Genomic DNA, 22600 nt, shown 5'->3' on the forward strand with positions numbered 1-22600 from the left:
ACTTCCATCAAATGTTCAGCGAGCCCTCGAGTCTCCGAGCAAATGGGGCAGGGCTTCGGGGGGAGTTCCGGGTCGTCGGCGCTCGTCTTCCCAGTCGACCCTTGATTCACTTGTGACAGACGTTGCAAGAGCCGTTGCCTTCATCCACGCCGTAGACATCATCAATGTCCTCGGGGCAGGCCTTCACAGGCCGCAGGGGATTAATAGGGATACTCTTGCGCATGCGAGCGCGGCGGATCTCGTATTCCGCCTCGATCTCTGCTACGCGCTCCGGTTGCTCCATGTCTACGAGCGATTCGCCCTTCGACCAGGTGAAGGGTGCCCCGTGTTCTAAGGCGTCCTTCTCGAGGGCTTTCGCTTCTTCATACGCTTGAGGGTGCTTGTCCCTCAGGCGGACCCACTCGATTTTCTGCTGAAAGAAGCAGAAAGTGCAGCCGCTGCGCGAGCGCCACTCGTAGTACTTGGGGTAACCGACACCGGAATTCTCCAAGATGTCGATCACGGCTGCTTTGTCGATGCCGGCTTCGCGGAAGGGCAGCTTCACAAACAGATTGTCAGCTTTAGACGCGTAGCCTTCGCGATATTCTTCGTCCGCGCGGATCGCCACGTACGAAGTGACTTTGTCGCCGGCTGCCAGCCAAGGCTTCACCCAATCCTCGAATGGCGCCAGCTTCAACTTTCGCGTACACCAGCGGCTTTGCGGGTTGGGTAGGAAGTGATTGAATTGACGCAGCCAGAAGCGAAAGTCCCGGCCCGGGTTGAGCCGGGCGATCGGTTTGCCTAGGTAACCCTCAAGCTTGCCGAGGAACTCATGAACCTCAGGCAGCTCCTCGCCGGTGTCGGTGAAGAAATAATCGATATCGAGCTCAGGATGTCGGTCGCGCATGTAGACCGCGAGCGCGGCGCTGTCTTTCCCACCAGAAATTCCTAGAACATGACGCTCAATCATTGGCAACCTCTTGGTCAATAGACGCCAGCGTCATTCCGGCTTTGGCCAGTATGGCTAGCAATACTTCAGTTCCTAACCCTTGGCGCTCCAGCATCGAGACGACCTCGTCGGCCTTGGAGTCCACGATCTGGCGATGACGATCCGAAATCGCAAACGAGCGTGAGATCGTCTTGGTATTCGACCCAGCACCGATAACTACAGCGATGGCTTCACTGTGTGCTTCGCGGCCTTGAACCGCCACGAAAGCCTCGGCTTCGCGGAAACGCCGGGCGAACTTTGCTAGCTCCAGGATCGCTGCATCGATGTTACGGTCGACCCAGTCTCGGGGAGGTTTCTCCGCAGCCAAGCTCAGGATCCCCTCAAGCGACACTCTGGCGCCATCGAAGTTGGCGAGACGCGTCGCAAACGCATCCAATCTCAGATCGCCAGAGATTCCGGAGACGGAGTGAGCGCGCTGGCGCAACGCTTCCAGATCATCCAACCGGGCGTCGAGTGCTTCGAGCATCTTGCTCTCGACCTCGGCGAGCATTTTTCCATATGAGCCCGCGAGCTCTTGCAGTGGTGCTCGAAGAGCCTTTACGTAGGACTTGCCGTCCGCGGCGTTGAGCAGCGACGCTAGGTCGACAAACAATACCTTGTGAGGATCGTTGGCCTTCAACAGCATGTCGCGCATGGCCTTGGCCGTGTCGCCCAAGCGCTGCGTCCTTCGAGCCCACTCCGGCAGATTGAATACCATTGCCACCAAGCCGCGAGCGGCTTCGAGTGGATCGGCCGCGTCCGCGCTTTCGCCAACCTCCGCTAACAGCTTTGAAATGCCATTGAGGATTTGACTTTTGTCCTCGTCGATAGCCACCCAACGCAACGAGAAGCGATCCGGGTCCTGCAGGCATTCGTCGATGTCGAAATCGGTGAGCCGGGGCACAAACATCCCGTCCTTGTAGACGGCAATGTTGGCCTTGTGAGCAAGCATGAATGCCGTAAGGATCACCGGTTGGATGCCTTGCTTCATTCCGAAGGGAGGCGCACTCCACAGTGCATATATCTCGTGGGCGCCCACTCGTGTGTTGCCGTCCGAGAAGAGCGCCCGGGCAGCCTCCCACAGTGGCCTGAAGCCAGTCGCCGAGCCATCAAATGGCGCACTGAAACGCCAGACGCCGGAGGCGTCTTGGCGATGCAGCTCTGTGCTCTTGAGAAGCGTCTCGTAGAGCCCACGCTCGGCCGGGAAGCCCTCGAAGCCGAGAGCCTCTTGGCTTTCGGCTTCGATCATCGCATGCAGTAGATCGCGGCGAGCCTTTACGCTGTTACTCGAAACGCTATCGCGATTGACCAGCTCACTCCATACAGGCGGCGACGCGCTGAAAAGTTCGTCCGCGAGCTGAGACGCCACCGGCGATAGCTTCGACCCGGGTTGGACGATGTCATTCGTCCCGTCGTGCCATTTCGCCAACGATACCGCGGCTTGGAGCTGGTCTTCCAGATTTGCGCGAGTTGCGGCCAACCGCGCATAGACCTCGCGGCGAGCCACAGCGTCACCGGACAACTCATGCCGCTCCTTTACCTGCTCCAATGCTACCAATTCGGCAGATAGCTCTGCGATACGGGCGTGATTGTCCGGGATACCCACCAGCACCGGCCAAGGGCGGAGCTTCGAACACGCTTGCGCACGCAAACGTGCAGTCCGCGCACTCATGCCTTTCGCGGGGAGAGCCAGAATAAAGGTTCCGAACTCGCCCTTGCGCGGGCGGAAGTCGGCGGCGACCTTCTCAGCCTGTTCGATGCTGCACAGAGACAGCTCCATCCAGCGCATGGAACCCGTCTCGTGGTAGTGGCGCTTAGCGACGACCGGATGCAATCCCATGAGCTGCGCGAGCCGAGCGTAGTCGACGCCCGACGAGGCGACGAGAGCTTGCGCGATGGCGGAGTCAATGTCGAAGTCGCTGCCTTCAAAGACTGACCAAGCGCCGGTATAGCTCTTGTAAAGGGCGACCTTGAGGGCGGAGAGCTTTTGCAGCGCGACGTCAAGTTCCTCTTGTGCCGTGTTGTAAAAGAGTGCCTTGATGACGACGGTGTCGGCCGCTAGGCCAGAACCGTTACGGAAGAGGTCGATGATCGCGATGTTCTTGATCAGACACACCAGTAACGGATCACCCGTCTTAGCCTCGGCTCGCTCGACCGCTTCGACCGCTTGAGACCAGCGATGGCCGTCAGGGGAAGCGAGGATGGCAGGCTCAAGATTGGAGCGCAGGTAGTCCCAATAGTCGCTGGGGCGATACCAGGTTGCTTCGCAGACGGGGGTCGAGTTCAGATACGAGCGAAAGCCATACGGTTCCACTGATGACAGAAAGCCGAATGTACTCCGCTCGTTCTGCCCGAACTGACGTTTGGAGATTGGCCCGAGCAGTGCAGCCATGGCCGGATGGAGCGGCCAGCAGCCGGCCAAGGCGTGAGCGAGGCCTTGTCCTGCGGAGGGGCGGCGCGAGCGGATAGCATCGGCGATCGCCTTCGATGTCTCGGGAATCCAGTCCGGCTGTCGATTGACTTCGATCGCACGGCCAATAAGTTCCACAACCTCATCGCTAGCTGTTACGAAAGGCAAGTCGACGTAGCGGCCCTGTACTTTAGCCCAATCTTCACGCGTGTCGATCCCAAGACGAGCGGAATACTGCGCGAAGGATTGATGCAGTACGCCGACAACTACCAAACGACCGTCTGAGCGTGCGGCTGCTTCGGCGAGTTCTTGGAAAAAGTAGACATCATCCCCAGAACCCAGCGCTGAGGCTTCCAGGAACTTACCCATCTCGTCGATGATGACCAGCAAACCGTCATGCGGGCGGCTCTGTGCCTCCTCGAGTAATTCGGCGATAAGCGTTTGCCCGTTGGGCTTGTTACGCCCATCTACCGTTTTGCCCTGCGCCTGTCGAAGGGCTGCATTAAGCGCGGCGACGACGCTGCCACGTCGTCCCACAGCAGGTACGATCAACCATCCCTTACGGACCGGGAATGCCTTGTCGAACGCGGCCTTGGAATTCAAGTGCAAGGCTTCGCGTGCTTTCGCTCGAAGGCTCTTATCGGGATGCAGCGCGCTCGCCAGCGCGACGGCCAATGAACTCTTGCCTCCGCCGAAGGGACCTGTCCAGGTAAAGCAGCGTTGGTTGGTTCCTGAGAGTTGCACGCACATGCCGTCGACCACGGATCCGGCAGTGGCGTGGCAGATATAGCCTGAGAGGGCGTCTGTGCGACCAATGTCGGCGTCGACGCGGATAGAGCGCTGGTATTGGCGCGAAATCTGGACGATGTCCGACAGAGCGTCTTGCTTTTTGTCAGTCATAGGCGCGTCTGATCATGTTTTTGAGGTCGTCCTTCGACAGATCCTTTCGGTGGACTTGGCGAAGGCCGGCAGAGTCGGTCCACTCGAGTTTGCGATCGCTGAAGTCTGAGAGCACGATCAGCCGTTGAGCGATCGACTCCTCGTCAAGTTTAAAAACGCGACCAGGGGAGCCATCAGCGTAGGCGATGGTCTCAAAGGCTAGCGAACTTTGCCCATCCGCCTCGCGGTTCCAGAAATCGACTAGTGCATAGGCAAAAATGCCATCGTGCAACGAAGCTTTAGGGCCGCGTCGAAATGCATATTGGCCTTTGTGGACCTCTTGCAGAAGACCTAGCTCGCCTAGCAATGGTTCGGCGAAATCCTCTGGCGATCCTCCAGCCGCACGTGGCGCATAGCTACGCAAACATGTCTCCAAGTCTCTAGACAGCGTCGACGCGGAAAGGCGATGTTTAGGGTCCAGTTGACGCGCGTAGCGCGCCAAAGGCTCTTCGAGCTCCTGGCGTGTGAACGACGGAGCTGTTACGTGATTGAACAGCCAATACCAAGTCGTCGAGCGATGGCATCGACCGGCAAGCTGCCAATGTGCAAGCCATGCCGTTGACGGGTTTTCGGCATAGGGGTCAAGCCCACTGTCCTTAAGAATTTCGTAGGCAAGACTGTTCAATGTGAAGTGATCGCCTGTTTCGTACATGACACCGCAAGCTAAGGCCCAATGCCGGATCGAGGCCACCATGTTTTTGCCGACCCCAAAGGTCGCAATAGCGTCGCCATTGGTGAAGATGGCCTTGCTAATTTGGCCGTTGATCGCTTCATGGCAAACTTTCTTGAGCCACATCTGACGTAAAGGAAACGTCTCGTGGCCAGAGAAGTGAGCGGGGGTGGTTTTGGGAGCGGTGTGGTTGGGCATCATGCTCGTCATTTTAGCCGAACTGGTTGGATCCACCAGTTCCGCCAAGTGGGCAGGGGATAGGTTTTTTTAATTATCGCTGTAAATTGGTAGTTTTTCTTCGGTAGGACGGATATCCAGCTCCTAAGCGCCATGCTGACAAAAAACTCGGACGGGTAAAGTGCAGCTACTGGCGACGAGGTCATTGCAGGCGTCGTCCTGCAAGACGGTCCGGCATCGTTTGAACAGGGCGGTGACCGGTCTGCGAACAACGTCCTACACCCAATGCTCTCCGATTACGTCAGCCCCGTGACATTCGTGCAAAACTGATTCACGGCTCAGTAGGGCGAACCCGCATAGATTTCTTTACTATGGGATTCGCGTCACAGAGATAAGCTCAGTCCGATATATTGCGGCGAGTATCGGCCACGGGACGACAGACGGTAGGTCCGTCTCTAGTTGGTCGACTGTGGATCAGGCTCGAATCAGATGCAAAACAATCGGACTGCATACGCGACGCTAGAGCACAATCTTCTCAGTAGCTGTTCAGCAAACTGAGTGCGGCCGGTAGATTGGTGACTACAACGTCCGAGCATTGCCGCACCATTTCGAAGTATTTCTTGATTTGTGCATCGACTACTTGATCGACCAAAATGATGCGCTTACTCAATGCTTTCGCAAAGCCTACTTCCAACGCAAGGGAATATCCGCCAGGGTTTGTGTGCTCCATGTTAGCCAGCACAATATCGCTTTGTTCAATTGCGTTGAGATCCCATTCCGTATACGCCTTCGGATCTTGGATGGCATGGCTGCTTGGGTCGAAAATTTCAAAATTTATCAGCTCATGACGGGCTTGCATTTGCCAGCCAGAGTTAAACCCACCCGCGAGATAAATTTTCAACTTAGGCGGCTGGTTCATTTTTCGAATCCTTCATTAAGAGGGTCGTCGTAGCTATTCCAAATGGCGTGAACATTGCCCGCGCATAGAAAGTATCACCACGGCGTATGCAGAGAAAAGCAACTGCCAAGATCAAAATCAATTGGATCGACGGCGGAAAGGCATTGGTGTAACTCGCCAGTGCTCTCGGCGCGAACAACACGCACGCGAGGTAATCGGCACCCAATAGCAATAGCGCGGTGCCCACACCGCAGCACAGCAACGATATGAACATGAATCGACGTCCAAGAGCGGCTCCTTCGCTGGATATCGAGAGGGCAACATTTCGCAAGTCATGAAATCCCCAGTTCGGCGTTGGTACGCCAGCTTTAAAACACGGATGCGTTTTTAGCTGGCCTTCTACAAGACTTTCAAAAAGTGCGTAAGACTGTCGCTGCCGAAGTGAATCGGTCACGCCATCACCCTTCACTACCATTACTTTCTTAAGAACGGGCTCGATCGCTCCTGAGTACACCGCGAGCAATATATGGCCTGCTGCGAAAGACACTGCTATCAGTGCTGTGACCAGCGAACCGTTCGCCATTAAGCCTTTGAGTTCCGCTGCAGTCATCCAGTCTCGATGTATGACCAGCAAACCGGTGCCAAACACCAACCCGGGTATAACTGCGCCGATGATGTCGTTGAAAAAGTAGGTTAAGGTTTGAAGCGCGTCGTCAATCTTCATCAAGGATCCCAGAGTATTCTGCTGCTGGGATTGTAACGCGTCGCAACTCTCCATCCTTGCTCGAGCTCTGAGCTTCGATCATGTCGCGCCACACGTAAAGTGTGTTGAGAAGGCGGCGATAGTGCCCTTACTGCGAGTCGGGAGAGGGATCCCATTTGGACTCTGTCCGCCTCTAGTCTGCGACGTTGTTTGCCAAGGGCGAGCATGAAGATTCGCTGCACGGAACGAGGGGCCAGCCGATGCCTGACGACGGCATTTTGAGTTTTTTCGACCGTACCTAACTCTTCAAGGCGCTGTGGGCGGTGCCCATGGTGGATTTCGGCAAAAAAATATGGCATTTCCGGAGCGACCGTCCGGCGTGTGTGTGGTGCCGTTGAGATACCCTACACCGGCGTCGAATGGTAAGCGATCGTCGTAAATGCAGCGCCTCCCCTTTGGGGGCAAGTTTGGGGGCATCTCCGCACCGTAGATTCGAGGATTGTCATGCGCTTTACGGTCAGGAGTTTGATCCTCGCTTTAGGCGCAACGCATAAATTGGCGTGAATGGACGACGGCGGTTGCTGTCGAGGCAGCCAAGATTCCGCTTGTTTTCGCTATCACTTATCTGCAGAAGCCGGTCGTGCGTGAACAGGCGAACGACCCGCGCAAACGTCAGGGCTCGAACCTGATCTTCGCTTGCTCAAGCATCCAAACTTCGATCTTGTCGTGCCACATGCGCAGCAGGTCGAGTGGACGGCGGCGATAGTGTTTTTCGGCGATCGCCGACGGCTTATGCCCTTGGATTTGTGCGACGACGCCGACCGGGACCTCCACCCACTCCGACAGCGTACCGAACGACCGGCGCAAGCCATGCAGCGAAATGTGCGGCAAACCCGTTGGTTCCAACGCGCGATTGTGCGCGTGACGCGGTTCCGCTATTTTTCCGTCCGATGCCGTTTTGCTGGTGAACACCCACTCAGATGGTTCCCACTGCTCGCCTCTTTCAGCGAGGCGAGTGGTTTGCCGTTTATTTGGAGGCATCTCGTTTAGGCGCTGAAGATGTTGCAATAGACTCGCAAGATAAGGGGTGAGCGGAATGGTCCGGCCGCCAGTGCCTTCAACTTTGTCGTTCATGGTCAGACTGCGCCAGCGGAAGTCCACGTCCTTCCAACGCAGCGCGGCCAGTTCTTCCCGACGGGCGCCCGTGATTAGGAGTCCTTGGAGGTATGCGCTGATTACCGGGTTAGCGATGCCACGTATTGCGCTAAACCAAACAGACAGCTGTTCGCGCTGAAGGCAGTCATCCTTCGCAGCGCTACGTGGGAGAACGCCCTTGACCTTTGGCGACGTATAGGCCTCGTGCGGGATGATGCCTGCATACGTCTCGTGAGTGTCGCACCATCGAATGAACGCCTTGAAAAGACCGAATGCATGACCGGCATTCGTTGGCCCCCGGGGTATTTCGGCCTCGAGCCACTGGGACACGGATGTTGCCGTTATTTCATTCAACCTGCGCGGCATAAGAGGTGCCAACGGACCACGCACTTTTTCTTTGCCGCCACGTTTGGCAATGCCTCCACCGGGCGACGAGAGGTTGATGTGGTCGAGGATGTATCTCTCCGACCTAGGCTTCTTCGTCTTCGGTGAAATCTTCGTTCGCAGATGCTCTAGGTAATGTTCCCAAGCTTCGCCGACCGTCACATCCTGACGGCGCTTTGCCGCTTGTCGAGCCTCGTGAGCGGCCTTCTGCTCAGCCTCTTGTTCCCGCGGGTCGATGCCGCCGTCGATGAGCGTCTGGAGGCTACGCGCTCGCTCCTGTGCCACATCAATTGTCCAACTTCTCGGATCACCGATCGTCATCCGCACCGTCGAACCATGTATCTTCCCTTGGAATATGTAAGCTTTTGCGCCGCCACTTGTGACACGCAAGCCTAGCCCCGGGGTCTTGCTGTCCCAAAGAAACGACTGTGATTTACCTTCGGCGCAGCGATGGGCTTCTACCCGCGCCGCAGTGAAATTGACCTTCGCCACCGAGCCTCCTGTTCGTGAGTCGGCTATCCCGTGTAACCGCTGTGTAACCAGATTATGCGGTAGTGAAGGTATTCAGATCAACGTGTATCGTTAATTGATTTTACTATTTTCGTTAAAATACAGTGGGTTGCGAATGTGGATGTATGTCGATCTATCCAGATGCATCTCCACTTGTTCGTATTCGCAATGCGAAGGTCGGGAGTTCGATCCTCCTCCTCCCAAGAAATCAAAGGGTTACAGGCGATTTGCCTGTACCCTTTTTTGTGCGCTGTGTAACCGCTTTCCGTCCATCCAAATCCATTTCCTTACCCGTAGCCGCAACGGTCGTCAGAATGTTGCGATGCCTTTGATCGTCCTAGAAGATTGCTGCAAGTCTCCGGACGAAAGGAAAACTTCCCTTTCCTTTCAGTGCCGGGAAACCATCGGGCCAAACCGTTCGTCACAGTTGACGCCACCATCGCGAGACCTTTCACGCGCCATACATCGCGCGAATGCCGAGCGACGTTTCAAGACCATATTTCATCAAGATTCGTAGCTTTTCCGAGCTTACCCCGCAGAGCATACCGGGCGGATTGCATGTTCACTTCGCTATCCTCAAGTCGGGGGATTGGTCCGACCGTTGCTGCTGGGCCTTTAAAGTTGAGTTTGTATTTACCCGTCTCGCCATAAGGCTCGATTGACGCAATCTCCGCGATATGCGTTATCGCTCCGACAGGGGCGACTCGGTAAGCAGCAATGTACTTGAGCTTGGGAATGTGCTTCGCATTGATGCGGATTGCGAACCAGCAGCTGTGGCCGACGAACTCCTGCTGAAATCCCTCCTCTCTCGCGGGTACGACGATCGTGTCGAAGATTTCCACGGCGACTGAGCCATTCGCAACTGCCTGGACCTGTTCCTCCGGCGCGTCCCCAAGCTTCAGAGGGGTAAATGCATTGATACCAAGCATCGGCAGGATCAGGTACATATCTTCGAGAAATGCTCGCGCCGTTGCTTTGGAAACAAGCGACATCGTGGGAGAAGTGGGGATGTTCTTGTTCAGCAGTATTGCCCGATCGAACTGCTTGGCGCGTGCAATAAGCTCATATTCGAGGTACTGAACTTCAGTTTTTCCGATCTTGTGGAGCCGGTCGAAGAAATAGACGCCCCAAACCCAACCTTCCTTGTTGGCGACGTGGTTTTTAAGACGCTCTCCGACGGGGTCGGCCTCGCCGATGTAGATCGTCTCTTCGGAAGCATTGCCGACGAGGATGTACAGCCCGGCCTGATTAAAGCCCGGTTCGTGCTTCAATTGCCCGAACAGTTCCTTCGGAAACACGACGCCGGAACCTGACCAGTTCGACTTGTCAACGTGACGGATACCTTGCGGATCGCCGGCCGTTGCAAAGACTGTAATCGAAAACGGGATTGGCACAGGTTTTCCTCCGCAATTGCCAGTCGTATTTAAAATTTGTGCATCAGAATAAGCCAATTTAAGGTAGCGGGGAATTGACCCACCACCTTCCTCCTGCCGGAAGTGCTGGTCGCTTACCGAGGCAGAGGCTTCCGCTTACCCTGTAGCATTGTGCGTCGCCTCGCTCGAACACTGGATGAGCCTTGCGACACGGGGCTGAAGGAGAGCAGACCTGTCGTCGGCTGTTACCGATGGACGGCAACTCGTTCATTTCAGCGAGAGCCGCAGCGGCCGTTGGACCTTGCAACTGCCGCACGCTCCCGCGCTTGTCGATGACTGGTTAGGGTCGAGTTATGCCTTTGCAGGAAATATGCGCCCGAGATGACCGACGCGCTCGGTCGTGGGACGCAGTGCGGCCAGGATCGCTCACGTCAGGCGGCCGGGCCTGGCTCAACCGCGACGGGCGCAGGTGGAGCGGGCGGCGGTGGCACCAACGTGGACGCGCAGATCGCCCGGCGTGCGCAAGACGAGACCGCTGCCGCGCGCCTGTGGGAGATCTCGGAAGCCTTGCCCAACACGCGCTGGACTGGCGCGACTCAGGAGTACGCATCATGAAGGTTCTTATTTTTGGCGCAACCGGCATGGTCGGGCAGGGCGTATTGCGCGAATGTCTGCGCGCGCCGGACGTGGAGGTGGTGCAGACCGTGGGGCGCACGCGCAGCGGGCAACTCGATCCGCGCCTGGTCGAAGTGATTCAGCCGGACATGATGGACTATCGCGCGATCGAAGCGTCGCTCACGGGATTCGACGCGTGCTTCTTCTGCCTCGGTGTTTCGTCGGCGGGGATGCGGGAGCAAGACTACACGCGGCTCACCTACGATCTCACGATGGTGGCCGCGCAAACGCTCGCCCGGCTCAATCCGCAGATGACCTTCGTGTACGTGTCCGGCGCGAGCACCGACAGCACCGAACACGGGCGCAGCATGTGGGCGCGTGTGAAGGGGCGGACTGAGAACGCGTTGCAACGGCTGCCGTTCAAGGCCGTGTATCTGTTTCGTCCCGGCCTGATCCAGCCGCTGAACGGCGCGCGTTCGAAGACCCGTTCGTACAGGTTGTTCTACGCGCTGGCGAAGCCGTTCCTGCCGACGCTGCGCGCGCTGTTGCCCAACCTGGTGCTGAGTACCGAGGACATCGGGCTCGCGATGCTGGCGGCCGCACGCAACGGCGCACCTAAAGCGGTGCTCGAAATCGCGGACATTCGCGCGCTCAGTCGCGTGGCATCCGCACCCGCGCTCGATTTGCGCTCGGGATGATGCCTCACGTCACCGGTAGCTTCGGGCGAAGCTGACTCCGCGCGGGGCTGGTGCTCTTGCAACACGGCGGCACACGTTATCCCCAGACCTTCTTCGCCCCGCCAACACCATTCGCGCAAGCATCTCGCCACGCTTGCCAGGCCCAATAGCACTCCGTACACTCGCGCCTAATTCCCGGACCGCGCCCGACCACGCGCCGTCCCGCACCCATCCGCCGTCACGCCGAACAGAGGAGAACCCCCGCCATGGCCGATTCCTATTTCCCCCGCTGGCGTCGCCAGTCCGCTGCGGCCGAGGGCAGCGTCGTCGGCACCGACGAGCGCCTCGCCTGGCCGCAGATGCTCGCGATGGGCATTCAGCACGTCGTCGCGATGTTCGGGTCGACCGTGCTGGCGCCGTTGCTGATGGGCTTCGATCCGAACCTCTGTATCTTCATGTCGGGCATCGGCACGTTGCTGTTCTTCGTGCTGGTGGGCGGGCGCGTGCCGAGCTATCTCGGTTCGAGCTTCGCGTTCATCGGTCTCGTGATCGCGGTGACGGGGTACGGCGGTCATGGTCCGAATCTGAACATCCCGGTGGCGTTGGGCGGGATCATCGCGTGCGGCGTGGTGTACGCGATCATCGGCCTGATCGTGTCGGCAGTCGGCACCCGCTGGATCGAGACGCTGATGCCACCGGTCGTGACGGGCGCGATCGTCTGCGTGATCGGTCTGAACCTCGCGCCGATCGCGGTGCGCGGCGTGAGCGGCAGCAACTTCGATTCGTGGATGGCGCTCGTCACCGTGCTGTGCGTGGGGGCGGTTGCGGTGTTTGCGCGCGGCATGCTGCAACGCTTGCTGATTCTGATCGGGCTGCTCATGGCATACGTGATTTACGCGATCGTCACGAACGGCCTTGGCATGGCTAAGCCGATCGATTTCTCGATCGTCGCGAATGCCGCGTGGTTCGGCATGCCGCACTTCACGGCACCCGTTTTCGATCCGCACGCGATGGCCCTGCTTGCGCCGATCGCGGTGATCCTCGTCGCGGAGAATCTCGGTCACATCAAGGCGGTGAGCGCAATGACCGGCCAGAACCTCGACCGCTATATCGGCCGCGCGTTTCTCGGCGACGGACTCGCGACCATCGTGTCCGGTTTTGCCGGCGGCACCGGCGTGACGACTTACGCGGAAAATATCGGCGTGATGGCCGTGACCAAGATTTACTCGACGCTGGTATTCGTGATCGCCGCAGTGATTGCGCTGGTGCTGGGTTTTTCCCCGAAGTTCGGCGCGGTGATCCAGACCATTCCGGGGCCGGTGCTGGGCGGCGTGTCGATTGTCGTATTCGGGCTGATCGCCGTGACCGGCGCGCGCATCTGGGTCGTCAACAAGGTGGACTTCTCCGATAACCGCAACCTGATCGTCGCCGCCGTGACGCTGGTGCTCGGCGCGGGGGATTTCTCGCTGAAGCTCGGTGGTCTTGGTCTCGGCGGAATCGGTACCGCGACGTTCGGCGCGATCATTTTGTACGCGTTGCTGCGCAGGAAGCCGACGCAAGGGCCGGTGGCCTGATTTGCATTTTCCGATTGGCGCTGGCAGACGCAGCGAGGCGACATGCGTCGGTTAGCGCCAGGCGGCCAGCGCCGCCGGCTTCAGATCTCATCCCATGACCGGGAAATGCCGGCGCTTCCCTCACCGTCGAACTCACTCTATTTTCTCCGCGCCGTCAGCGCTGTCTCCGACAAATCCACCTCGCGCATCAGCTTGTTCCACGTCTCGTCGTTGATCTCCTGAGCCTCGCGCAGCGCGAGCAATGCCTTGCGCTCGGCGCGCATTGCCGCCAGCTTCATCCTGAACTCGAGCGCATCGGCGCGGCGCGCCAGTTCGCGTCGTTCCTGCTCGTCGTCGAGCGTAGCGAGGCGGCGCCGGTACAGATCCATCACCCGCGCGGTCACATCCGCCGCATCCGCCGATGCCGATTCATCCAGATCTGCGCACTCCCTGTCGTGCATCTCGTCGACCGCGCGAATCGCTGCTTGCGCGGCCACCGTGCGGGCGTGCGCTTCCTCGGCGGCATGCGGGTCCTTGCCTCGCCGCCAGCCGCGCAACAGCACCGGCAGCGCGCCCACTGCCACCAGCAGCGACACCAGTATCACACCCGACGCGATGAAAATCGCCAGATCGCGGCCCGGCAGCGGCGCGCCATCCGGCAGCGACACAGGCAGAGACAGCACGCCCGCCAGCGTCACCGCGCCACGCACGCCGGCCACCGTCGTCACCGAGACCATGCGTAGGCCCGGCACAGCGTTAGTCACGCCTTGCTTCGCCGCGCCACGGCTCGCGAACCAGCGCAGGCACCACACCCACACGAAGCGCATCGCATACAAAGCGGCAGCGACCGCCGCGATGTAGCCGATCAGCAGACCGACCTGCGCGTCGCTGGTCTCGTGCGCGTCGAGCAGCGCGCGGCCGAGGATGTGCGGAAATTGCAGCCCCAGCAGAATGAACACCATGCCGTTGAAGACGAACTCGATCATCGTCCACGTGCTGGCGGCGCGGATGCGCGATGCCACCGAGCCCGCGTTCGCCACCGCGGCGTAATTCATCATCATGCCGGCCGAGACGGCGGCGAGAATGCCCGACCACTCGAAACGCTCGGCGGTCAGATAAGCGGCGAACGGAATCAGCAGCGTCATCACGACGCCCGGCGCGGGGTCGCCCTCTTCGGTGAGGTTCAGAAAGCGCGTCGACACGAAGCTGAACAGCGCGCTCACCGCCGCGCCGACCGCGAGGCCGCCCACTGCGATGATCACGAAACTGAGCGACGCGTCGCGCAGCGAGAACACGCCGGTCAGCGCCGCGGCAATCGCGAACTTCAGCGCGACCAGACCCGAGGCGTCGTTCATCAACGCCTCGCCTTCGAGAATATGCATTAGCCGGCCAGGGATCTTGTCCTTGCCGACGATGCCAGAGAGCGCCACCGCATCGGTCGGCGACAGCACGGCGGCGAGCGCGAACGCGACCGGCAGCGAGATCGCCGGCACCAGCGCATGCACGAAGTAGCCCACCACCAGCACCGTCATGAATACGAGGCCGAGCGCGAGCATCAGGATCGCGCGGCGCGCCATGAAGAACTCGCGCTTGGGAATGCGCCAGCCGTCCGCGAACAGCAGCGGCGGAATGAACAGCACCATGAAAATTTCCGGATTGAAGGTGACGTGCAAGCCGAGTGTCGGCCACGCGAGCAGCGCGCCGATCGCGATCTGCACGAGCGGCAGTGGTAGCTTGAACGGCAGCGTGCGGGTGAGGACGCCGGAAGCCGCGACGGCAAGCAGAAGAATCAATACGGTGAAGACTATTTCCATCGGTCTGTGGGTGCGGATATAACGGGGTTTTCTTGGGGTTTCTGCGGGATGTCGAAGCGATCGTTCGACGCGGGCACCGCGCAGCGTTCACGACACGCAAGGCCAAAGTGTAGCCCGATGACGCGTTCGGCCATTGCGAGCGCGGCGTGAAGGCGGCGCGGCGGCGAGCGAGCAGGGTGGTGAACACGGCGGCAAAGGCGGTGCAAACGCGGCAACGAACATGGCCGCAAACGCAGCAACGGACACGGCGGCAAGCTCAGGCCCCCACTGCAGGAACCGCCCGCGCAACCGCGCTCTGCGTCACGCACCTCAACGGTGCGCCCCACGCCCCTATCCGGCGCATGAGCCCTTGCCCCGGTGCAATCTTTCGAACAAGTTTCAACCGAATGTGCGCCAGCGTGCGCATGGAGCTTGCTTAAGCAGTAACGATGACGCACATTTGAAAAACGGCGCCGAGGTATTCGTTTCCGAGTTCGGATCGGGCCGGCTATTGCGTGAGAGGACTGCATGACGATTGCGCAACAGGATAGGACGGCGAGTGCGCCGCATGGTTTCGACGTCGAGGTGGCGTCGGGCCTCCAACGTTATTCGGTACAGCATGGCGAGCTGACGCTCACCAGCGTGTTTCAGCCGATCTTCAGCCTGTCGCATATGCGGGCGGTCGGTTACGAGGGGCTGCTGCGCGCGCACGACGCGCTCGACCGCGCGGTGTCGCCACTCGACGTATTCGGTGAAGCCGCGCGCCTTGGCGACGTGCTGCAAGTGGATCGGCTCGCCCAGACGCTGCATCTGGAAAACTTCAAGGTACTTGGCGCCGAGCGCGAATGGCTGTTTCTGAACGTGCATCCCGGCGCGCTCACCGATCCGTATCACTCCGCGGCACTGCTCGCCAGTCTGAAACGGCTTGACGTGCCGCCGCGGCGCATCGTGCTCGAAGTGCTCGAGCAGAGCGCCGAAGACCTGGAGCGTCTCGCCGACGCGGTGCGCCAGTTCCGCGAGCGCGGCTTCCTGATCGCACTCGATGATTTCGGCGCGGGCCACTCGAACGTCGAACGGATCTGGCAGTTAAACCCCGACATCGTGAAGCTCGACCGCATCATGCTGTCGCACGCCGCGCATCGCGCCGATATGGCGACGATTCTGCCGGGGCTCGTCGCCTTGCTGCACGAAGCAGGCAAGCTGGTGCTGATCGAGGGCGTGGAAACGGAGCATGAAGCGCAGATGGCGCTCGCTTGCAACGCCGACTTCGTGCAGGGCTTTTTCTTCGGCCGGCCGAATCCCGGCGCGGTCGACCCGGTGCATGCGGTGGCGTGCATCGGCGAGTTGACCGAGCGCTACCGCGATCAGGCCGAAGCGCGCGAGCGCCGCAACGCGAGCCGTCTCGCCCCATATTTGCGGGCCTTCGAGCGTGCGGCCGAACGGCTTGCCGCCGGTGAACCGCTCGAGGAAGTGTGCTGGAATTTCCTTGCGCTCGACCATGCCGCACGCTGTTTCCTGCTCGACGCGAAGGGTCGGCAGGCGGGCCGCAACGTTGTGCTGCGCGCCGATCGCGCGGCGCATGAAACGCGCTTTTTGCCGCTGGCCGACGCGCAAGGGGCGAACTGGCTGCGTCGCCCGTATTTCCGCGATGCGATCAATGCGCCGGAACGCGTGCATGTGACTCGCCCGTATCTGTCGATCAACGAGGCGTTGCCGTGCGTGACGCTGTCGGTGGCGACGCGTGTCGGAGAACAGACCTGCGTGCTGTGCGGCGACATCGACTGGGTGGACGAAGAGCGCTTCTGAGATGATGTCGTTTTTAACGACACCCGGCTGCGCTCATGTCCGTTCTGCTCGAAGTCATTGCCACCACCGTTGCCGATGCGCGCGTCGCCGTGCAAGCGGGCGCCGATCGTCTCGAACTCGTCACCGCGATGGGCGAGGGCGGCCTGACGCCGAGCGTCGGCCTGATCGAAGCGGTGGTCGCGGCGGTCGCGATTCCAGCTGCCACCGTGCCGGTGAATGTGATCGTGCGGCCGCATAGCCGCTCGTTCGTCTACGACGCCGACGACTACGCGGTGATGCTGCGCGACGTACGCGCGTTCAAGGCGGCGGGCGCGAACGGCATCGTGATCGGCATGCTGAACGCCGATGGCGAGATCGATCGCGACGGACTCGCGCGTGCGATCGATGCAGCCGATGGCATGGTCATCACCTTCCATCGCGCGTTCGACGAAAGCCGCGATCTGCGCGAAGCGCTCGACGTGCTGCTCGGTTTCGACGCGGTGACGAACGTGCTGACGTCGGGCGGCAAGCCGTCGGCGCTGCATGCGCAAGCAACGATTCGCGAACTGGTGCGGCAAGCGCGCGGCTCGCGGTGCACGGTGCTGGCCGGTGCGGGTTTGACGGTCGATGCGATTGCCGGCTTCGTGAGCGCAACGCAAGTTGAAGCGGTGCATTTCGGTTCCGGCGTGCGCGTGGGCAGCAACGGCCTCGCACCGGTCGATGCGGAAAAAGTCGCGCAAGTCAGGGCATTGCTGAAGGCGATGCCGAGCGCCGCGCAAGGTGGGTGACGCGACGGCATCGTCAAATCAGCAAGCAAAGAAAAGCCGCTTCGAGATCACACCCGAAGCGGCTTTTCTCATTCACATTGCACGACGGCGTATAGCGCCATCGCAAGGCGACTTCGACTACTTCGCCACCACTACCGGAATGCCGCGCAATTGTCCCGCGCCCTTCATCTCTTCCAGCGACTTTTTCACTGCTTCACCCGTCGCCGGGTCGATCTGCAAGCGTGCCGCCAGATCACGCTCGCCGCGCTTCACGCCCGCCAGATTCGCCAGCTTCACGTGACCATAGCCGCGCACACGCGCATGCAGATCGGCGAGCTTCTCGACGTCTTCCAGATTTGTCGCGCCGAGCCTGGCGAGCGCGCGCAGCAACGTGGTTTCGTAATCGCCCGCGAGTTCGCGCTCCATCCGGCGCTCCAGCGTCCGGCCGAACGGATCGAGCAGCGTGCCGCGCAGGCCGCGCCATTCCGCGAGCATGCCGAGCACTGGCCACATCCATTGACCGAAAGTTTTCTTGCTCGGATTGACGCCCGCTTGCGCGCGCGTGAGCGTCGGCGGCGCGAGGTTGAACTTGATGCCGAAGTCCTTGCCCGCGACGCCTTCGAATTGCGCTTCGAGCGCTTCACGGAACGCGGCATCCGTATGCAGACGCGCGACTTCATATTCGTCCTTCACCGCGAGCAGACGATAGAACGTCGTGGCGACCGCGCGCGTCACGCGCTCGCTCGTCGCGTCGACGGCAGTCTCCGCGCGGCGTGCCGCGTCCACCAGCGCGCGATAGCGCTTCACATACGCTGCGCCGCCATAAGTCTGCAGACGTCCCTCGCGATGCGCGATCAGTTCGTCGAGCGTATCGACGCGCACGGTCTGCTTCGCCGCGCGCCGCGCCTGCCACAACGATTCGAGCGCGGCCGGATCTTCAGCGGCCAGCCGGCCGATTGCAAACGCCAGTTGATTCATCGTCACCGCGACGTTGTTCAATTCGATCGCGCGCATCATTGCGCCGAACGACACCGGCACCAGGCCGAGTTGCCAGGCATAGCCAAGCATCAGGATGTTCGCGCCGATCGTGTCGCCGAGAAAACGCGTGGCGAGCGCCTGAGCGTCGCAGGTCGACATGCGCTCGGCGCCCGCCGCGTGACGCATCTTGTCGATCAGCGCGTCGGCGTGCAGCGTCGCGTCCGGATTCTGCACAAAGGTCGCGTTCGGAATCGCATGCGTATTGACGACGATGCGCGTGCGGCCATGACGCACTGTTTGCAATGCATCGGCACTCGCGCCGACCACCATGTCGCAGGCGAGCAGCACGTCGGCCTGTTGGGTGTCGATGCGGACCTGGTTGAGCCACTCATCGCGTGCAGCGAAGCGCACGAACGACAGCACCGAGCCGCCTTTCTGCGCGAAGCCCATGAAGTCGAGCACGGAGGCGCTCTTGCCCTCAAGATGCGCGGCCATGCTGATCAACGCGCCGACCGTGACGACGCCCGTGCCGCCAACACCCGTCACCAGAATGTCGTATGGCGCGGCGTCCAGCTGCGTCGCGGGCACCGGCAAAGCGTCGACGCGTGCGGCCAGCGCTTGCGGATCGAACGCGGCGCCCGCGGCTTTCTTCAGCTTGCCGCCTTCCACCGTGACGAAGCTCGGGCAGAAGCCGTTCACGCAGGAGTAGTCCTTGTTGCACGACGATTGATCGATGCGGCGCTTGCGTCCCAAGGCCGTTTCGACGGGTTCCACCGACAAACAATTCGACTGCACGCCACAATCGCCGCAGCCTTCGCAGACTTCCTCGTTGATGAACAGACGCTTGTCCGGATCGGGGAATTCACCTTTCTTGCGGCGACGCCGTTTTTCCGCCGCGCAGGTCTGGTCGTAGATCAGCACGGTGACCCCGTCCGTGTCGCGCAACTCGCGCTGCACGGTGTCCATTTCGCTGCGATGGTGGAAGGTCGTGCCCTTCGGAAACAGATCGTGATGACCGTCGTATTTCTCCGGCTCGTCGCTGACCACGACGAAGCGCGACACGCCTTCGGCTTCCACCTGACGCGCAATCTGCGGCACCGAGATGCTGCCGTCGACCGGCTGGCCGCCCGTCATCGCGACCGCGTCGTTATAGAGAATTTTGTACGTGATGGTGGTTTTTGCGGCGACCGCCTGGCGAATCGCGAGAATGCCGGAATGGAAGTAGGTGCCGTCGCCGAGATTCTGGAATACGTGACGCGTTTTCGTGAACATCGAATGCGAGGCCCAGTCGACGCCTTCGCCGCCCATCTGGATCAGGCCGGTCGTGTCGCGCTCCATCCACGAGGCCATGAAGTGGCAGCCGATACCGGCCTGCGCGATCGACCCTTGCGGGACCTTGGTCGACGTGTTGTGCGGGCAGCCCGAGCAGAAGTACGGCGTGCGCTTCACGCTGTCCGCCGCGTTCGAGAGGATTTGCGGCGCGACCAGATCGACCACGCGCTCGCGGCGATCGAGCGCGGGCTTGTGCTTCGCGAGCCAGTTCGCAAAAACCGGCAGCACGCGCGACGGCCGCAATTCACCGAGCGACGACAGCAGCAGCGTGCCGTCCTCGGCATGCTTGCCGACGATGACCGGCCGCGCGCCTTGCGTGCGGTTGTACAAATAGTCCTTGATCTGCTGCTCGATGACCGGGCCTTTCTCCTCGATCACGAGCACTTCCGACAAACCGGCCACGAACGCATCGATGCGCGTCATCTCCAGCGGGAACGACAGGCCGACCTTGTAGATCCGCACGCCGGCCGCTTCCAGATCCGCGACCGTCAGATCGAGCCGGCGCAGCGTTTCCATCAGATCCAGATGCGCCTTGCCGCACGTGACGATCCCCACGTTCGCGTGCGGGCTCGGCGCGATCCATTTGTCGATGCTGTTCACGCGCGCGAAGTGGCGCACCGCGTCGAGCTTCGCGTGCATGCGCGACTCGATCGTCAGGCTCGGCAGATCGGGCCAGCGATTGTGCAGGCCGCCGGCGGGAACGGTGAAATCCTCCGGAACGGCCCAGTGCGTTTGCAGTGCATCGAGATCGACCGTCGAGCCCGATTCGACCGTTTCGGAGATCGCCTTGTAGCCGACCCACGCGCCCGAGAAACGCGACAGCGCCCAGCCGTACAGGCCGAATTCGAGCATGTCGGCGATGTTCGACGGATTCACCACCGGCATGTGCCACGCCATCATCGCGAAGTCGCTCTGATGCGGCATCGACGACGACACGCAGCCGTGGTCGTCGCCCGCCACCACCAGCACGCCGCCATGCGGCGATGAGCCGTACGCGTTGCCGTGCTTCAGCGCGTCGCCCGCGCGGTCGACGCCGGGCCCCTTGCCGTACCACATGGCGAACACGCCTTCGACTGTGCGCTCGGGGTCCGCTTCGACCCGCTGCGTGCCGAGCACGGCCGTGCCGCCGAGTTCTTCGTTGATCGCCGGCAGAAAGCGGATGTCGCTCGCCGCGAGCAGCTTGTTCGCTTTCCACAGCTGCTGATCGACCATGCCGAGCGGCGAGCCGCGGTAGCCGCTGATGAAACCGGCGGTGTTCATGCCGCGGGTCTTGTCGAGCGCGCGCTGCATCAGCGCGAGCCGCACCAGCGCCTGGGTGCCGGTGAGGAAGATTCGGCCGCGCGTCGCGGTGAGATTGTCGGACAGCTTGTAGTCGGCGAGAGCGGGTGTGCCGTCGATGGGCAGACGAGCGGTCATGGGTGAGTCTCCATGCAAGATGATTGCTGTTTTGCATCCGCGCGCGAGGGTGGGGACTACAAAGGCACGCTGCGGAAGAGACTCTATTTTTTAGCGCCGATTAGAGAGGATTTTTTCTACTTTGACGAGTAAGCAGCAAGCGGGCGCGACGAGCCGCGCTTTTTAGCGGGTCTTTGAGAGGGATCTGCCACGCGGCGGCGCGGTTCGGGTATGCCCTGGTGTGTCTCGGGTGCCGTCGGCACTGCCGGGTGCGGGCTTGCCGCGGCGCTTATCGAGCCAGTTATCGGGCCGCCGCTTTGACCGGCAGGCTCGCGTGAAGGGACGCCGCGTCGAGCGGCACGATCTCATCGAAGTGCGAATAGTCGATATGGCTCACGCCGTCCGTCTCGCTCATGATGTCGACGAAACGATGCTGCCAGTAGATCTGATCGCAACGCCACGTGTGGCGCGCCTGCATGGTTTGCGAAGTCGATTCGTCGACCCCTTCGAGGGTGAGCAGCAGCGACGTGTCGCGCGCTTCGAGCGTCGCGGCGGTTTCGCCGAACAGCGGACTGCTTTCGTCGATGATATGCATCAGCGACCAGCCCAGCTTGAACACCGGATGCTGATCGCGCACGAGCGTCAGGTCGTAGAGCTTGCGCAGCGTGAAGCCTTCCGCGGAGGTTTCCTGGCGCATGATGCGCAACCGCGCGTGGGCCTCGGCAATCACGTTCTGGCGCGCGTTGGCGGCGCGGACCATCAGCGTCATGCGGCCGTCGAGCGGACGGACAACCGCGTAGCGCGCGAACATGATCTTCGCGTGGGGGCGCGAAAAACGCGCGAAGATCAGCCCCGTCGCCAATGCGATGCCGGACATGCCGACGAAGATTTCCAGCGTCGCGATCCAGTGTGCGTAGACGGTTTGCGGGTGCATATCGCCGTAGCCGACCGTCGCGAGCGTCTCGACGCTAAAGAAAAACGCGCCGCCGAAACCCGCCGGATACTGATTGGCGATCGACGCGTGGCCCAGCATGTAAAGCGCGGCGAACGCCGTGTTGAGCAACATGAACAGCATCGCAAGCGAGACGAAGAACGTCGGCCAGCGCACCACCAGCGCGCGGTGATAGAGATCTTGCCAGAACGGCGTGGGCATGCCATGCGCGATGATCACGCGATCGTCCAGACGTAGTTCACGGCTGCCGCGCGCACGACGTTCTGGCGCGCCCGCTTCGGCGTCGCCGACACCGGAAAAACGGTCTGACGGTTCGGTTGCCATCGCATGCTCGTCGGAATGAAAACGGGCAAAGCGTAGCGCGGTGACGCGGTGGGAGAAGGGGATCAGGCGGCGGTGAAAGGGCCTTGTTATGTTGTGCGTGTCCGTGTGCAGGTGATGCACCCAACGGCACTCGAATTGGTGTTCACGCGGGGGCATGCAGCGACGTTCGTGCTTGCGTCATGATAGCGTGCACAGCATGCGTGAGTAGATGCAAACGCAATCGGCCGGACACCTCGCACGGAC

The 22600-nt window shown here is 60.8% G+C and carries 14 protein-coding genes; 4 read left to right on the plus strand and 10 right to left on the minus strand.

Features of this window, described 5'->3' with window-relative positions; genetic code table 11:
- Window positions 1-106: 106 nt before the first annotated feature.
- From HV770_RS14680 to HV770_RS38650, 7 genes are all read right to left on the minus strand, one after another.
- Window positions 107-949 carry a phosphoadenosine phosphosulfate reductase family protein gene (locus tag HV770_RS14680; RefSeq protein WP_175160626.1) on the minus strand — a complete coding sequence of 281 codons (843 nt, stop codon included), beginning with the start codon at window positions 947-949 and terminating at the stop codon, window positions 107-109.
- On the minus strand, window positions 942-4277 hold the full coding sequence (locus HV770_RS14685; protein ID WP_175160627.1) for an ATP-binding protein: 3336 nt from the start codon (window positions 4275-4277) through the stop codon (window positions 942-944). Before HV770_RS14685 ends, HV770_RS14680 begins: the two co-directional genes overlap by 8 nt.
- Window positions 4270-5187 (minus strand): DUF4007 family protein, encoded by a 918-nt coding sequence (locus HV770_RS14690; protein ID WP_175160696.1) that lies wholly within the window; start codon window positions 5185-5187, stop codon window positions 4270-4272. Before HV770_RS14690 ends, HV770_RS14685 begins: the two co-directional genes overlap by 8 nt.
- Before the next feature lie 511 nt (window positions 5188-5698).
- Complete coding sequence (locus HV770_RS14695) at window positions 5699-6082, minus strand: nucleoside 2-deoxyribosyltransferase domain-containing protein (protein ID WP_175160629.1); 384 nt, start codon at window positions 6080-6082, stop codon at window positions 5699-5701.
- A complete protein-coding gene (locus HV770_RS14700; protein ID WP_175160631.1) occupies window positions 6066-6785 on the minus strand; it encodes a hypothetical protein in 720 nt (239 codons plus the stop codon). Before HV770_RS14700 ends, HV770_RS14695 begins: the two co-directional genes overlap by 17 nt.
- Before the next feature lie 651 nt (window positions 6786-7436).
- The gene (locus HV770_RS14705; protein WP_175160633.1) at window positions 7437-8795 is read right to left on the minus strand and encodes a tyrosine-type recombinase/integrase; all 1359 of its coding nucleotides are present in this window, start codon (window positions 8793-8795) and stop codon (window positions 7437-7439) included.
- A 506-nt stretch (window positions 8796-9301) separates the two neighbouring features.
- Window positions 9302-10207: a GIY-YIG nuclease family protein gene (locus HV770_RS38650; RefSeq protein ID WP_175160635.1), complete on the minus strand. Its 906-nt coding sequence runs from the start codon at window positions 10205-10207 to the stop codon at window positions 9302-9304.
- Between the two features lie 590 nt (window positions 10208-10797).
- On the opposite strand from HV770_RS38650, the gene HV770_RS14715 reads away from it, so the two are divergent.
- Window positions 10798-11499 (plus strand): NAD(P)H-binding protein, encoded by a 702-nt coding sequence (locus tag HV770_RS14715; RefSeq protein ID WP_175160638.1) that lies wholly within the window; start codon window positions 10798-10800, stop codon window positions 11497-11499.
- A 245-nt stretch (window positions 11500-11744) separates the two neighbouring features.
- Entirely contained in the window at window positions 11745-13052 is a 1308-nt protein-coding gene (locus HV770_RS14720) for a solute carrier family 23 protein (protein ID WP_175160640.1), read from the plus strand.
- Between the two features lie 137 nt (window positions 13053-13189).
- Here the strand turns inward: HV770_RS14720 and HV770_RS14725 are convergent, their stop codons facing one another.
- The gene (locus tag HV770_RS14725) at window positions 13190-14845 is read right to left on the minus strand and encodes a Na+/H+ antiporter (protein WP_175160642.1); all 1656 of its coding nucleotides are present in this window, start codon (window positions 14843-14845) and stop codon (window positions 13190-13192) included.
- A 507-nt stretch (window positions 14846-15352) separates the two neighbouring features.
- On the opposite strand from HV770_RS14725, the gene HV770_RS14730 reads away from it, so the two are divergent.
- Window positions 15353-16630 carry a sensor domain-containing phosphodiesterase gene (locus HV770_RS14730; RefSeq protein ID WP_175160644.1) on the plus strand — a complete coding sequence of 426 codons (1278 nt, stop codon included), beginning with the start codon at window positions 15353-15355 and terminating at the stop codon, window positions 16628-16630.
- Between the two features lie 35 nt (window positions 16631-16665).
- Window positions 16666-17397 (plus strand): copper homeostasis protein CutC, encoded by a 732-nt coding sequence (locus HV770_RS14735; protein WP_175160646.1) that lies wholly within the window; start codon window positions 16666-16668, stop codon window positions 17395-17397.
- Window positions 17398-17514: 117 nt separating this feature from the next.
- On the opposite strand, the gene HV770_RS14740 is transcribed toward HV770_RS14735, so the two are convergent.
- The gene (locus tag HV770_RS14740) at window positions 17515-21102 is read right to left on the minus strand and encodes an indolepyruvate ferredoxin oxidoreductase family protein (protein WP_175160648.1); all 3588 of its coding nucleotides are present in this window, start codon (window positions 21100-21102) and stop codon (window positions 17515-17517) included.
- Between the two features lie 280 nt (window positions 21103-21382).
- On the minus strand, window positions 21383-22357 hold the full coding sequence (locus HV770_RS14745; RefSeq protein ID WP_175160650.1) for an ion channel: 975 nt from the start codon (window positions 22355-22357) through the stop codon (window positions 21383-21385).
- Between the last annotated feature and the right edge of the window lie 243 nt (window positions 22358-22600).

It is taken from the genome of Paraburkholderia fynbosensis (genome assembly GCF_902859935.1).
GTDB lineage: Bacteria > Pseudomonadota > Gammaproteobacteria > Burkholderiales > Burkholderiaceae > Paraburkholderia > Paraburkholderia fynbosensis.

What these genes read in the sequence shown, in the direction of transcription:
- HV770_RS14725 (WP_175160642.1), bottom strand. Translation starts at nt 14,845, where the DNA reads ATGGAAATAGTCTTCACCGTATTGATTCTTCTGCTTGCCGTCGCGGCT.
- HV770_RS14730 (WP_175160644.1), top strand. Translation starts at nt 15,353, where the DNA reads ATGACGATTGCGCAACAGGATAGGACGGCGAGTGCGCCGCATGGTTTC.
- HV770_RS14685 (WP_175160627.1), bottom strand. Translation starts at nt 4,277, where the DNA reads ATGACTGACAAAAAGCAAGACGCTCTGTCGGACATCGTCCAGATTTCG.
- HV770_RS14715 (WP_175160638.1), top strand. Translation starts at nt 10,798, where the DNA reads ATGAAGGTTCTTATTTTTGGCGCAACCGGCATGGTCGGGCAGGGCGTA.
- HV770_RS14700 (WP_175160631.1), bottom strand. Translation starts at nt 6,785, where the DNA reads ATGAAGATTGACGACGCGCTTCAAACCTTAACCTACTTTTTCAACGAC.
- HV770_RS14745 (WP_175160650.1), bottom strand. Translation starts at nt 22,357, where the DNA reads ATGGCAACCGAACCGTCAGACCGTTTTTCCGGTGTCGGCGACGCCGAA.
- HV770_RS14735 (WP_175160646.1), top strand. Translation starts at nt 16,666, where the DNA reads ATGTCCGTTCTGCTCGAAGTCATTGCCACCACCGTTGCCGATGCGCGC.
- HV770_RS14695 (WP_175160629.1), bottom strand. Translation starts at nt 6,082, where the DNA reads ATGAACCAGCCGCCTAAGTTGAAAATTTATCTCGCGGGTGGGTTTAAC.
- HV770_RS14740 (WP_175160648.1), bottom strand. Translation starts at nt 21,102, where the DNA reads ATGACCGCTCGTCTGCCCATCGACGGCACACCCGCTCTCGCCGACTAC.
- HV770_RS14720 (WP_175160640.1), top strand. Translation starts at nt 11,745, where the DNA reads ATGGCCGATTCCTATTTCCCCCGCTGGCGTCGCCAGTCCGCTGCGGCC.
- HV770_RS14690 (WP_175160696.1), bottom strand. Translation starts at nt 5,187, where the DNA reads ATGATGCCCAACCACACCGCTCCCAAAACCACCCCCGCTCACTTCTCT.
- HV770_RS14680 (WP_175160626.1), bottom strand. Translation starts at nt 949, where the DNA reads ATGATTGAGCGTCATGTTCTAGGAATTTCTGGTGGGAAAGACAGCGCC.